Origin of the sequence: Pseudomonas sp. A214 (assembly GCF_900156295.1) — a bacterium.
Lineage (GTDB): Bacteria > Pseudomonadota > Gammaproteobacteria > Pseudomonadales > Pseudomonadaceae > Aquipseudomonas > Aquipseudomonas rhizophila.
Window position 1 is genome coordinate 354734 of the sequence record NZ_LT707062.1, and the last position, 12430, is coordinate 367163.

The following is a 12430-nucleotide window of genomic DNA, read 5'->3' on the forward strand; positions in this document are numbered from 1 at the left end:
AGAAAAGGCCCGATAGGCGTGGCCGCCAGTAAAACGGATCAGTATCCTAGCACCCTCTCGCCCGCCGACGCTAAGACCTAGCGGGCAGCCCAACAGGTTTAAACACGAATGAATGCTCTTGCCCGCCGTGCTGCAGGCCTGCTGCTCAGCACAGTTTGTCTGCCTTTTTCAGCCTTGGCTGCCGATCCACAACCCACCCATGAATTTACCCTCGACAACGGCCTGAAGGTCGTGGTGCGCGAAGATCATCGCGCACCGGTGGTGGTGTCCCAGGTCTGGTACAAGGTTGGCTCCAGTTATGAAACCCCGGGCCAGACCGGTTTGTCCCACGCTCTGGAACACATGATGTTCAAGGGCAGCTCGAAAGTCGGCCCCGGCGAAGCTTCGCTGATCCTGCGCGACCTTGGCGCCGAAGAAAACGCTTTCACCAGCGATGACTTCACCGCTTACTACCAGGTGCTGGCCCGCGATCGCCTGGGCGTTGCCTTCGAACTGGAAGCCGACCGCATGGCCAGCCTGCGCCTGCCGCCGGAGGAGTTCAGCCGCGAGATCGAGGTAATCAAGGAAGAGCGCCGCATGCGCACCGACGACAAGCCGATGTCCAAGGCCTATGAGCGCTTCAAGGCCATGGCTTACCCGGCCAGCGGATACCACACGCCGACCATCGGCTGGATGGCCGACCTGGAGCGGATGAAAGTCGAGGAACTGCGCCACTGGTACGAATCCTGGTACGCGCCGAACAACGCGACCCTGGTGGTGGTCGGCGACGTCACGCCAGACGAGGTCAAGACGCTGGCCCAGCGTTACTTTGGTCCGGTTGCCCGGCGCGACGTGCCGCCGGCGAAGATCCCCCTGGAACTGGCCGAACCTGGCGAGCGGCAGATCACCTTGCATGTGCAGACCCAACTGCCAAGCCTGATGCTGGCTTTCAACGTACCGAGCATCGCCACCGCGACCGACAAACGCTCGGTCAATGCCCTGCGGCTGATCTCGGCCTTGCTGGATGGCGGCTACAGCGGGCGGATCCCGACCCAGCTGGAACGCGGCGAAGAGCTGGTGTCCGGCGGTTCGTCGAGCTACGACGCCTTTACCCGTGGCGACACGCTGTTCACCTTGTCGGCCACGCCCAACGCCCAGAAAAACAAGACCATGGCCCAGGCCGAGGCCGGTCTGTGGCGCCTGCTCGAACAGTTGAAAACCACTGCCCCGACCGCCGAGGAGCTGGAGCGCGTCCGCGCCCAGGTCATCGCCGGCCTGGTGTACGAGCGCGATTCGATCACCAGCCAGGCCACCGCCATCGGCCAACTGGAAACGGTCGGTTTGTCCTGGAAACTGATGGACACCGAACTCGCCGAACTGCAAAGCGTGACCCCGCAAGATATCCAGAAGGCAGCCCAGCTGTATTTCACCCGCTCGCGCCTGAGCGTCGCGCACGTCCTGCCCGAGGAGAAAGCTCATGAGTGAGCGCAAATCATCGCGTCTGGTGCTGATCGGTGTGGTGTTGATCGCCCTGATCGGCGCCTTGGCCTTTTACCTGTCGCCATCCAATGACACCAACGCCAGCCAGGCGCTGGACAAAGCCAAGGCCAGCAACAAGCTGCAATCTTTGGCCGAACTGGACGGCAAGGCACCCAGCCGTCGCCAGCTCGACGTACAAACCTGGACAACCGCTGACGGCGCCAAAGTGTTGTTCGTCGAAGCCCGGGAATTGCCAATGTTCGACCTGCGCCTGACATTCGCCGCCGGCAGCAGCCAGGACGGCGATACACCCGGCCTGGCGCTGTTGACCAACGCCATGCTCAATGAGGGCGTAGCGGGCAAGGATGTCAGCGCCATTGCCCAGGGGTTCGAAAGCCTCGGCGCCGACTTCGGCAACGGTGCCTTGCGGGACATGGCCCTGGCGTCACTGCGCAGTCTCAGCGTGGTGGACAAGCGCGAGCCGGCGCTGAAGCTGTTCGCTGACGTCGTTGGCAAACCGACCTTCCCCGCCGACTCCTTTGCGCGCATCAAGAATCAGTTGCTGGCCGGTTTCGAGTACCAGAAGCAGAACCCCGGCAAACTGGCGGGGCTGGAACTGATGAAGCGTCTGTACGGTGATCATCCGTATGCCCATTCCAGTGACGGCACCGCGCAAAGCATTCCTGCGATCACGCTGGCCCAGGTCCAGGCTTTCCACGCCAGGGCCTACGCCGCCGGCAACGCGGTGATTGCCTTGGTGGGGGACCTGTCCCGCGCCGAAGCCGAAGCGATTGCCAATCAGGTGTCCGCCGCACTGCCGAAGGGCCCGGCGCTGGCAAAGACCGTGCAACCGGTTGAACCGAAGGCGAGCATCGGTCACATCGAGTTCCCGTCCAAGCAGACCAACCTGATGCTCGCGCAACTGGGCATCGATCGGGACGACCCGGACTATGCGGCCGTGTCCCTGGGCAACCAGATCCTCGGCGGTGGTGGTTTCGGCACGCGACTGATGACCGAAGTCCGGGAAAAGCGTGGCTTGACCTACGGCGTGTATTCCGGCTTCTCGCCGATGCAGGCCCGTGGCCCGTTCATGATCAACCTGCAGACCCGCGCCGAAATGAGCGAAGGCACGCTGAAACTGGTGCAGGAAGTTTTCGCCGATTACCTGAAGAACGGCCCGACCCAAAAAGAGCTCGATGACGCCAAGCGCGAGCTGGCCGGCAGTTTCCCGCTGTCCACCGCCAGCAACGAAGACATCGTCGGCCAGCTCGGGGCCATGGGTTTCTATGACTTGCCGCTCAGCTACCTGGAAGACTTCATGCGTCAGTCCCAGGAACTGACCGTCGAACAGGTCAAGGCCGCGCTGAACAAACACCTGAGCACGGATAAAATGGTCATCGTCACCGCCGGTCCGACCGTGCCGCAAAAGCCGCTGCCGGCACCCACTGAAAAACCTGCCGAGCAACCGCTCGGGGTTCCGGAGCACTAATGGCCCGCCCATCCAATTCCAGCAAGAAACCCGTGCATAACGGTGTGAATCAGTTGCGCATCATCGGCGGCCAATGGCGCAGCCGGCGCTTGAGCTTCCCCGACGCGCCGGGCCTGCGCCCAACCCCGGACCGGGTACGCGAAACCCTGTTCAATTGGCTCGCGCCCTACGTGGCCGGCGCTCGGGTACTCGACCCGTTTGCCGGCAGCGGTGCATTGTTTCTTGAGGCGTTGTCTCGTGGCGCCGCCATGGGGCAGGCGCTGGACGCCAGCAGCCTGGCGGTCTCCAGCCTGAAAGAGCACCTGGGCACACTGCGCTGCACCGTCGGTCAGGTGCAGACCGCCGACGCGCTGCGTTATCTGGACAGCCAGCCAGCGACGCCTTTCGACTTGGTGTTCCTCGACCCGCCTTTCAATCAGAACCTGCTGCCGGCCGTTTGCACTCTGCTCGAAGAACGTCATTGGCTGGCCGACGATGCCTGGGTCTACACTGAAAGCGAAGCCGCCCCGTCCACATTGGGGTTGCCGGGTAACTGGCGCCTGCATCGTGAACAGAAATCCGGACGGGTGTATTACGCGTTGTGGCAACGTGTGGCCGAGGCCGTTGGCTGAACGGCTGGCCAGTGCATCGAGAAATGATCGTGTCTGCTGCATCTGAACACTTCGTCCCGGCCCTGGGCCTTGGCAACCCGCACTTGCAAACCTTGTGGGGACCGCTGTGGCGCAAGACCATCCATATCGCTCGGGAACGTGAGCGCCTGTGGCTGGAAGACGGCGACTTTCTCGATCTCGACTGGCATGGCCCCCACCGAGTCGACGCGCCACTGGTGCTGGTGCTTCACGGGCTGACCGGCTCTTCCAACTCGCCCTACGTGGCCGGCCTGCAACAGGCTCTTGGCAATCAGGGCTGGGCCAGCGTGGCGTTGAACTGGCGCGGTTGCTCGGGAGAACCGAACCTGTTGCCCCGCAGCTATCACTCGGGGGCCAGCGAAGACCTGGCCGCCGCCATCGCCCATCTGCGGTCCCGCCGCCCCTTGGCACCGCTGTTTGCGGTGGGCTATTCACTGGGCGGCAACGTGCTGCTCAAGCACCTGGGGGAAACGGGGGGCGACAGTCAGTTGCAAGGAGCGGTCGCGGTGTCGGTACCGTTTCGCCTCGACCAGTGTGCCGATCGCATCGGACAGGGATTTTCCAGGTTTTATCAGGCCCATTTCATGCGCGAGATGGTGGCCTACGTGCGCAACAAGCAGCGCCAGTTCCAGCACGACGGACGCCACGAGGGTCTGGCGACCCTCACAGCACTGGGCCCCCTGGAAAACATGCGCACCTTCTGGGACTTCGATGGACGGGTGACGGCGCCGCTGCACGGCTTCTCTGACGCGGCGGACTATTACCGCCGCGCCTCCAGTCGCTACTTTCTGGGCGAGATCAGTACGCCGACCCTGGTCATCCAGGCCTGCGACGATCCTTTCGTATTCCCCCACAGCGTGCCCGAACCTGGCGAGCTGTCCGCCTCTACCCAGCTTGAACTGCATGCACAAGGCGGGCATGTGGGCTTTGTCGACGGGAGCTTGCGCCGCCCAGGGTATTATCTGGAGCGGCGAATCCCCGGTTGGCTGGCGGGCCTGTCCTGTAGGAGCTGAGGAGCGTAACGAGGCTGCGATCTCCTGCGGGGCCTGCGTTCAGTCACCGACCGCCACTTGCCTTTGGGGATCGGTGATCCACTCACTCCATGAACCGGCGTACAACCTCCCCAACGGATACCCCGCCAGGCACAAGGCAAACAGGTTATGGCATGCCGTCACGCCAGAGCCGCAATAGGCCACCAGTTCCGTCGGCGAGCGTCCTCCCAATTTCTCGGCAAAGCGCTGCTTGAGCTGGTCGACTGGCAGGAAGCGCCCATCAGCACCCAGGTTCTCGGTGAACGCTGCGCACTGCGCGCCCGGAATATGTCCGGCCACCGGATCGATCGGCTCGATCTCACCCTTGAAACGCGGCAACGCCCGGGCATCGAGCAAGGTCATGTCCGGCTCACCGAGACGCTGCTCAAGCGCCTCGGCACTGAGCAACAGGGTCGCGTCCGGCGAACCACTGAAGGTCCCGGGACCGTTGACCGCTGGATCCAGACTCAAGGGCAAACCGGCGGCATGCCAAGCCTTGAGCCCGCCATCGAGGATATAAACGCCATCGCGCTTACCCAGCCAGGCCAGCAACCACCAGGCCCGGGCGGCATAGGCGCCAGGGCCGTCATCGTACAAAACGATGTCACTGTCGTTGCCGATCCCCCAGGCCCGCAAACGCTTCATCAGGGCCTCAGGCTCCGGCAGCGGATGGCGGCCGGTCACGCCTTTGGTGACCGGCCCACTCAGGTCCCGTTCGAGGTCAGCGAAGGACGCCCCGGCAATATGGCCTTCGGCGTAACTGCGCTGGCCGTAGTCCGAGTCCTCCAGGGCAAAACGACAATCGAGGATCACCAGTCCGGGCTGCGACCGCCTGTGTTCCAGGGCTTGAGGACTGATGAGTTGCGCAATGGGCATAACGGGCTCCTGTGGCTCGATCGAATTTGAATCTTACGCCCCTTCTTCCAGGGTCTGGGCCAGGGGGACATAGAACTCCTTGAACAGCGCATCCACCGCTTCGCGGGCCTGCTCAGTCACGAAACCGGCCTCCAGCACCAGCACTTGATAGACCCCACGCTTGATGGCCTGCTCGCTCAAATGGTTGGAGTTTTCCCGTGTGGTGCAGAGGAAACGGACCCAGGACGTGAGGATGATCCAGGCATTGAGGGTGAGAGACTCGATTTGCACCCGGTCCATTTTCAGGATACCGGCGGCCACAAAGCCCTCGTAGATAGCGGTGCCGTGAATCAGACTACGCTGGGAAAACCGACGATAGCGCGCGGCAAGGTCCGGGTCGCTGTCGAGCAGATGCTCCAGGTCTCGGTGCAGGAAGCGGTAGCGCCACATCGCCGAGAGCAACTCCTGCAGATAGAAACGCTTGTCCTCGACAGTAGCCGCACGGCCTTGGGGCGGACGCAGGAAACTGTCCACCAGGTTTTCGTATTCACTGAACAATACGGCGATGATCGCCTGCTTGTTGGGGAAGTGGTAGTAGAGATTGCCCGGGGACATGTCCATGTGGGCGGCGATATGGTTGGTGCTGACGCTGCGCTCACCCTGCTGATTGAACAGCTCAAGGCTGTTCTGCACGATGCGCTCGCTGGTTTTTATTCGTATGGCCATGGCTTGAGCTTTAATTCGACGAAAGCATTGAACGGCATCTTACGACCTATCGGTCACGGGACAAACCCAAAGGCGTCACGGATGTCGGTTGACTTTTTAGAGCACAAGCTCTAGAAAACACTCACTCTAATACTATCGGTGCCCGCCCATGCCTGCCGACGTTGCTTACCTGCGCGAATCTCAACAGCACCTGGGCGAACTGCAAGCGCTTTTCGACACCCAGCGCCAGGCCTTTGCCGCCCACCCCATGCCACCTGCCGAGCAGCGGCGGCAATGGCTCAAGGCGTTGCGCGAGTTACTGAGCAACGAGCGACAAGCACTGATCGACGCTATCAGCCAGGACTTCAGCCACCGCAGCGCGGACGAAACGCTGCTGGCCGAGCTCATGCCGAGCCTGCACGGCATCCATTACGCCAGCCGACACCTCAAGGGCTGGATGAAACCTTCCCGGCGCAAGGTAGGCGTGGCCTTCCAGCCGGCGTCAGCCAAAGTGGTGTACCAACCGTTGGGCGTTGTCGGGGTCATCGTGCCTTGGAACTACCCACTGTTCCTGGCTATCGGGCCGCTGGTGGGGGCGTTGTCGGCGGGTAATCGAGTGATGCTCAAGCTGAGCGAATCAACCCCTGCCACCGGGGTGCTGCTCAAACAACTGCTGGCGCGCATTTTCCCTCAGGATCTGGTGTGCGTGGTGCTCGGCGAGGCTGAGGTCGGCATGGCGTTTTCCAGGTTGCCCTTCGACCACTTGCTGTTCACCGGCGCCACCAGCATTGGCAAGCACGTGATGCGCGCCGCCGCCGAGAACCTGACCCCGGTCACGCTCGAACTGGGAGGCAAATCGCCCGCCATCGTATCCGCGGACGTGCCCCTCAAGGACGCCGCCGAGCGCATTGCATTTGGCAAAACCCTGAATGCCGGACAAACCTGTGTCGCACCGGACTACGTACTGGTGCCGCAGAACCGTGTCGGCGAATTCGTTGAAGCGTATCGCGAAGCGGTTCACGGGTTTTATCCGACCCTGACTGACAATCCGGACTACACCGCGATCATCAACGAACGACAATTGGCGCGACTCAACGGCTACATAAGCGATGCCACCAGCAAGGGCGCATTGCTGATCGAGTTGTTCGATCGAGGTCAGGGGCGACGCATGGCCCACAGTCTGTTGCTCAACGTCAGCGATGACATGACCGTCATGCAGGACGAAATCTTCGGCCCGCTGCTGCCCATCGTGCCTTATCAGGACCTGGACCAGGCATTTGCCTACATCAATCAGCGGCCTCGCCCGCTGGCGCTCTACTACTTTGGCTACAACAAGGCCGAACATCATCGCGTGCTCAACGAGACCCATTCCGGTGGCGTTTGCCTGAACGATACGCTGCTGCACGTCGCCCAGGACGACCTGCCCTTCGGCGGCATTGGCGCCTCGGGGATGGGGCACTACCACGGTCACGAAGGCTTCCTGACGTTCAGCAAGGCCAAGGGCGTACTGAGCAAACAGCGGTTCAACGCGGCGAAACTGATTTATCCACCATACGGCAAGCCCCTCCAGAAACTGATCCAGAAGTTGTTTGTCCGTTAGCAGCAGTCTTTCCGGGTAATAACAATAATGAATCCAAGCCTGACCGATACACCTGCCCTCTCACGACGCGGCCTGTTGCAGTTCAGCCTCGGCGCCAGCGCCTTCCTGGTCACCGTCGGGCTGGGTGCCAGCCTGAGCGGTTGCGGCCCCAGCCGCTCGGCCAGCGGTTTTGTAGCCTTGCGTGACAACGACCTGCCGTTTTTGCGCGCCGTCATTCCCGTGATGCTGGACGGCTCCGTGGTCGCTGAAAAGCTTCCTGGCGCCGCTGAAGCGACCTTGCAAAGCCTGGACACCACCCTGGTTCATCTGTCCCCATCCATGCTCAAGCTCACGCACCAGTTATTCGACGTGCTCACGCTGGGCGTTACCCGTGGGCCACTGACCGGAATCTGGGGCTCGTGGGAAAACGCCAGCGTCGATGACATCCGGAAATTTCTCGGTCGGTGGGAAAACAGCTCGCTGGACCTGCTTCGCCAGGGGCACAGCTCGTTGCTGCAAATGGTCATGATGGCGTGGTACAGCCAGGCCGAGGCCTGGGCGCATTGTGGATACCCGGGACCGCCAACGGTTTAACAGTCACATCCAAACCCTGTGGGAGCGAGCAGGCTCGCGATGGCGGTATGTCAGTCAATACAGATGCAGCTGATCCGACGCCATCGCGAGCAGGCTCGCTCCCACAAGGGGGCATCACATACTCATAACAATAAGAGAGCACCAACATGCCCGTACTCGACCCCTTCCGCGAAGGTCTTGCCCGCGGCTGGACCACCTACAACGGTGCGCAGTTGACCCAGGACCTGACCCTGGAAGCGGACGTTGCGATCATCGGCAGCGGCGCCGGCGGGGGCACCACGGCAGAAATTCTCAGCGCCGCCGGCTACAAGGTGGTGTTGATCGAGGAGGGCCCCCTCAAGACCAGCCATGACTTCAAGCTGCTCGAGGAGCAGGCCTACACCAGCCTTTACCAGGAAGGCCTCGGACGCATGAGCAAGGACGGCGCCATCACCATTCTTCAGGGTCGCGCGGTGGGTGGCACGACATTGATCAACTGGACCTCCTGTTTCCGCACGCCCGATCAGACCCTGGATCACTGGGCCACCGAGCACAACGTCAAGGGCCACAGCCCCGAGGAAATGGCGCCCTGGTTCGAAAAAATGGAACAGCGCCTTGGGGTGGCGCCCTGGCAGGTTCCGCCCAATGCCAACAACGACGTGATCCGCAAAGGCTGTGAACAGCTGGGCTATAGCTGGCACGTCATCCCGCGCAATGTGCGCGGTTGCTGGAACCTGGGCTATTGCGGCATGGGCTGCCCGACCAACGCCAAGCAATCGATGCTGGTCACCACCATTCCGGCCACGCTGGACAAGGGTGGCGCGCTGCTTTACCTGGCACGGGCCGAACGGCTGATGATCAAAAACGCTGCGGTTGTCGGCCTCGAATGCCTGGCCATGGACGAACGTTGTGTGGCACCGACAGGACGGCACGTCACGGTCAAGGCGCGGCACTACGTACTGGCCGGCGGCAGCATCAACAGCCCGGCCTTGCTGTTGCGCTCCGAAGCGCCCGACCCGCACGGACGCCTGGGTAAACGCACCTTCCTGCACTTGGTAAACATGTCGGCCGGTCAATTCGACGAGGTGATCAATCCGTTCTACGGCGCACCACAATCGATTTATTCAGATCATTTCCAGTGGCAGGACGGCGCCACCGGCAAGATGTCCTACAAACTGGAAGTTCCGCCCCTGCACCCGGCCCTCGCCTCCGCGCTACTGGGCGGGTTTGGCAGCGAGAACGCCGAGCATATGGCGCAACTGCCCCACACCCACGCCATGCTGGCGCTGTTGCGCGATGGTTTTCACCCCGACAGCAGCGGCGGCAACGTTCAGTTGCGCAGCGACGGCACACCTGTGCTCGACTATGCGGTGTCTCCTTATGCCTGGGACGGTTTGCGCCGGGCGTTTCACAGCATGGCCGAGATTCAGTTTGCCGGCGGCGCCAGGGCGGTCATGCCAATGCACAGTGACGCCCGTTACGTGAAAACCCTGGCCCAGGCCCGTACGCTGATCGACGGCCTGGACCTGGCCTTGTACCGCACGCGCCTGGGCAGCGCTCACGTGATGGGTGGTTGCGCCATGGGTGAAGATCCGAAAAGCGCCGTCACCGACAGCCTTGGGCGCCATCATCAATTGAGTAATCTTTCCATCCATGACGGCTCGCTGTTCCCCACCAGCATTGGCGCCAATCCGCAATTATCGGTGTATGGGCTGACGGCACAATTGGCCACATCCCTGGCCGATCGCTTGAAAAACCCATGAGTTGGCGGATTATTCGCACTGTCTATAGTGCTTACTTACCTTACAGCCGACTTGGCCGACCGAGTAGGCTGCGATACCATCCGACTCCCCAACGGACACCCGCCAGGACGACGCGATGAACCGAGTGTTGTACCCAGGTACCTTCGACCCTATTACCAAGGGCCATGGCGATCTGGTCGAACGCGCCTCGCGCCTGTTCGACCATGTGATCATCGCCGTCGCCGCCAGCCCGAAGAAAAACCCGCTGTTCCCGCTGGAGCAACGTGTGGAGCTGGCCCGCGAGGTCACCAAACATCTGCCCAATGTGGAAGTGGTCGGCTTCTCGACGCTGCTGGCGCACTTTGCCAAGGAAAAGAACGCCAATGTGTTCCTGCGTGGCCTGCGTGCGGTCTCGGACTTCGAATACGAGTTCCAACTGGCCAACATGAACCGCCAGTTGGCGCCGGACGTCGAAAGCCTGTTCCTGACGCCGTCGGAGCGCTACTCCTTCATTTCCTCGACCCTGGTGCGGGAAATTGCGGCGTTGGGCGGCGATATCACCAAGTTCGTCCACCCGGCCGTGGCCGATGCGTTGACCCTGCGCTTCAAGAAATAACCCGCTGGCTGCGATCCGCTTCGCAGCCAACACAGCGCAGTCCATCGCGCCCGCGTGCACTGCGCTCGCCAATGCGGCACAATTGCGCACATACGTTTTTCAGATGCCCGGGCCCAACGCCCCGGCAGGAGCCTGCATGTCCCTGATCATCACCGACGACTGCATCAATTGCGACGTCTGCGAACCCGAGTGCCCGAACGAGGCCATCTCCCAAGGCGAAGAGATCTACGTCATCGACCCGAACCTGTGCACCCAGTGCGTCGGCCATTACGACGAACCTCAGTGCCAACAGGTCTGCCCGGTAGATTGCATTCCGCTGGACGAGGCCCATCCGGAAACGGAAGAACAGTTGATGGCGAAATATCGCAAGATTACTGGCAAGGTTTGAGCCAGGTAGTTCTGTAGGGCCTGTGCCGGCCTCATCGCGAGCAGGCTCGCTCCCACAGGGTTCTGTGGTGGCGACACCATTCATGTCTTAAGCAAAATCCCTTGTGGGAGCGAGCCTGCTCGCGATGAGGCCAGCAGCCACAGCGACATCACTCCTGCTCAAACCCCTCCCCAACACACCCCAGGCACCGCACAAACGTCGCCTTCGCCGGGTCCACCACCAACGCCTTCCCCGCATCGCCGACGCCACCGCCCAACGCCGTAAAGGGTAACGACACCACAAATGCCCCGGCACCGATCACGGTGGCGGCGAGCAGCAGCGGACGGGCGATCAGCAGGTCGCCGATCATGGCGTAGGCCGGCGGATTCTGGATGGTGTAGCGCGGGTCGCCGCTGCCGCTGTTCGCCTGGGCAGGCAAACCGAGACACAACAGCAGCGCGAGAACGACAGGTCGGAGCAGATTCATCGGGCGATCCTTCGGCTAGGCAGTATGACAACTGACTATAGGACTATAGACCGCAGGACGGATCAGCTCTGACAGCGTGGGCACCAGACGCTGGCGCGCTGGCCCAGGCGAATCTCCCGCAGCCCCGTACCGCAGACCTTACATGACTCGCCGCCCCGGCCATACACGAAGAGTTCCTGCTGGAAGTAACCCGGCTGGCCGTCTCCCCCGATGAAATCACGTAGCGTCGTACCGCCGCGCTCGATGGCATGGGCAAGGATGCGTTTGATCTCGATCGCCAGTTTCAGATAGCGCTCCCGGGAAATGCCCCCGGCTTCGCGGCGTGGGTCGATCCCGGCGGCGAACAGCGCTTCGGTCGCATAGATATTGCCCACCCCCACCACCACCGCGTTATCCATGATGAACGGCTTGACCGCCATGGAGCGTCCTCGGGAAAGCTGGAACAGACGCTCGCCATCGAATAGATCGGTCAACGGTTCCGGCCCGAGGCGAATCAGCAATTCGTGGTTGAGCGGGTCGAGGCTCCAGAGCATCGCCCCGAAGCGGCGCGGGTCGGTGTAGCGCAAGGCCAGGCCGGATTCCAGTTCGATGTCCACATGCTCATGTTTGGCGGCAGGCATGCCGACTTCCACCAAGCGCAGGTTACCGGACATGCCCAAGTGGCTGATCAAGGTGCCAACTTCGGCGTTGATCAGCAGGTACTTGGCCCGCCGCTCCACCAGCACTATCCGCTGACCCGACAGTCGCACATCAAGGTCTTCGGGGATCGGCCAGCGCAAGCGCCGGTCGCGTACGACCACACGGCTGACACGCTGCCCTTCCAGGTGGGGCGCAATTCCGCGGCGGGTGGTTTCGACTTCCGGCAGTTCTGGCATGGGGGTTCTCGAATAAGGCGAAGG

General features: G+C 62.0%; 13 protein-coding genes. 9 read left to right on the top strand and 4 right to left on the bottom strand.

Annotation, left to right across the window (positions count from 1 at the left end; genetic code table 11):
* The first annotated feature begins 108 nt into the window (after window positions 1-108).
* Genes BW979_RS01540 through BW979_RS01555 form a run of 4 tightly spaced genes read left to right on the top strand, consistent with a single transcriptional unit; the run spans window position 109 to window position 4589 of the window.
* Window positions 109-1464 carry a M16 family metallopeptidase gene (locus tag BW979_RS01540; RefSeq protein WP_076383034.1) on the top strand — a complete coding sequence of 452 codons (1356 nt, stop codon included), beginning with the start codon at window positions 109-111 and terminating at the stop codon, window positions 1462-1464.
* On the top strand, window positions 1457-2947 hold the full coding sequence (locus BW979_RS01545; protein WP_076383035.1) for a M16 family metallopeptidase: 1491 nt from the start codon (window positions 1457-1459) through the stop codon (window positions 2945-2947). Before BW979_RS01540 ends, BW979_RS01545 begins: the two co-directional genes overlap by 8 nt.
* A complete protein-coding gene (gene rsmD / locus BW979_RS01550; protein ID WP_047226025.1) occupies window positions 2947-3558 on the top strand; it encodes a 16S rRNA (guanine(966)-N(2))-methyltransferase RsmD in 612 nt (203 codons plus the stop codon). Before BW979_RS01545 ends, rsmD begins: the two co-directional genes overlap by 1 nt.
* Before the next feature lie 29 nt (window positions 3559-3587).
* Window positions 3588-4589 (top strand): hydrolase, encoded by a 1002-nt coding sequence (locus BW979_RS01555; protein WP_047226190.1) that lies wholly within the window; start codon window positions 3588-3590, stop codon window positions 4587-4589.
* Between the two features lie 39 nt (window positions 4590-4628).
* Here the strand turns inward: BW979_RS01555 and BW979_RS01560 are convergent, their stop codons facing one another.
* Window positions 4629-5483, bottom strand: coding sequence for a sulfurtransferase (locus BW979_RS01560; RefSeq protein ID WP_076383036.1), 855 nt, complete (start codon window positions 5481-5483; stop codon window positions 4629-4631).
* Between the two features lie 33 nt (window positions 5484-5516).
* The gene (locus BW979_RS01565) at window positions 5517-6188 is read right to left on the bottom strand and encodes a TetR/AcrR family transcriptional regulator (protein ID WP_047226027.1); all 672 of its coding nucleotides are present in this window, start codon (window positions 6186-6188) and stop codon (window positions 5517-5519) included.
* Window positions 6189-6336: 148 nt separating this feature from the next.
* On the opposite strand from BW979_RS01565, the gene BW979_RS01570 reads away from it, so the two are divergent.
* The 5 genes from BW979_RS01570 to BW979_RS01590 all read left to right on the top strand — a co-directional run bounded on the left by BW979_RS01570 (window position 6337) and on the right by BW979_RS01590 (window position 11065).
* Window positions 6337-7767, top strand: coding sequence for a coniferyl aldehyde dehydrogenase (locus BW979_RS01570; protein ID WP_076383037.1), 1431 nt, complete (start codon window positions 6337-6339; stop codon window positions 7765-7767).
* A 27-nt stretch (window positions 7768-7794) separates the two neighbouring features.
* The gene (locus BW979_RS01575; protein ID WP_076383038.1) at window positions 7795-8340 is read left to right on the top strand and encodes a twin-arginine translocation pathway signal protein; all 546 of its coding nucleotides are present in this window, start codon (window positions 7795-7797) and stop codon (window positions 8338-8340) included.
* 146 nt (window positions 8341-8486) lie between these two features.
* On the top strand, window positions 8487-10082 hold the full coding sequence (locus tag BW979_RS01580) for a GMC family oxidoreductase (protein ID WP_076383039.1): 1596 nt from the start codon (window positions 8487-8489) through the stop codon (window positions 10080-10082).
* 115 nt (window positions 10083-10197) lie between these two features.
* Window positions 10198-10677 (top strand): pantetheine-phosphate adenylyltransferase, encoded by a 480-nt coding sequence (gene coaD, locus BW979_RS01585; RefSeq protein WP_007897855.1) that lies wholly within the window; start codon window positions 10198-10200, stop codon window positions 10675-10677.
* Window positions 10678-10813: 136 nt separating this feature from the next.
* On the top strand, window positions 10814-11065 hold the full coding sequence (locus BW979_RS01590) for a YfhL family 4Fe-4S dicluster ferredoxin (RefSeq protein ID WP_047226031.1): 252 nt from the start codon (window positions 10814-10816) through the stop codon (window positions 11063-11065).
* A 148-nt stretch (window positions 11066-11213) separates the two neighbouring features.
* On the opposite strand, the gene BW979_RS01595 is transcribed toward BW979_RS01590, so the two are convergent.
* Window positions 11214-11531: a hypothetical protein gene (locus BW979_RS01595; RefSeq protein ID WP_047226032.1), complete on the bottom strand. Its 318-nt coding sequence runs from the start codon at window positions 11529-11531 to the stop codon at window positions 11214-11216.
* 62 nt (window positions 11532-11593) lie between these two features.
* The gene (gene mutM, locus BW979_RS01600; protein ID WP_076383040.1) at window positions 11594-12406 is read right to left on the bottom strand and encodes a bifunctional DNA-formamidopyrimidine glycosylase/DNA-(apurinic or apyrimidinic site) lyase; all 813 of its coding nucleotides are present in this window, start codon (window positions 12404-12406) and stop codon (window positions 11594-11596) included.
* Window positions 12407-12430 lie beyond the last annotated feature (24 nt).

Coding starts and splice junctions, on each gene's coding strand:
- BW979_RS01580 (WP_076383039.1), top strand. CDS start 8,487: ATGCCCGTACTCGACCCCTTCCGCGAAGGTCTTGCCCGCGGCTGGACC.
- BW979_RS01545 (WP_076383035.1), top strand. CDS start 1,457: ATGAGTGAGCGCAAATCATCGCGTCTGGTGCTGATCGGTGTGGTGTTG.
- rsmD (WP_047226025.1), top strand. CDS start 2,947: ATGGCCCGCCCATCCAATTCCAGCAAGAAACCCGTGCATAACGGTGTG.
- BW979_RS01540 (WP_076383034.1), top strand. CDS start 109: ATGAATGCTCTTGCCCGCCGTGCTGCAGGCCTGCTGCTCAGCACAGTT.
- BW979_RS01595 (WP_047226032.1), bottom strand. CDS start 11,531: ATGAATCTGCTCCGACCTGTCGTTCTCGCGCTGCTGTTGTGTCTCGGT.
- BW979_RS01590 (WP_047226031.1), top strand. CDS start 10,814: ATGTCCCTGATCATCACCGACGACTGCATCAATTGCGACGTCTGCGAA.
- mutM (WP_076383040.1), bottom strand. CDS start 12,406: ATGCCAGAACTGCCGGAAGTCGAAACCACCCGCCGCGGAATTGCGCCC.
- BW979_RS01575 (WP_076383038.1), top strand. CDS start 7,795: ATGAATCCAAGCCTGACCGATACACCTGCCCTCTCACGACGCGGCCTG.
- BW979_RS01570 (WP_076383037.1), top strand. CDS start 6,337: ATGCCTGCCGACGTTGCTTACCTGCGCGAATCTCAACAGCACCTGGGC.
- BW979_RS01565 (WP_047226027.1), bottom strand. CDS start 6,188: ATGGCCATACGAATAAAAACCAGCGAGCGCATCGTGCAGAACAGCCTT.
- coaD (WP_007897855.1), top strand. CDS start 10,198: ATGAACCGAGTGTTGTACCCAGGTACCTTCGACCCTATTACCAAGGGC.
- BW979_RS01560 (WP_076383036.1), bottom strand. CDS start 5,483: ATGCCCATTGCGCAACTCATCAGTCCTCAAGCCCTGGAACACAGGCGG.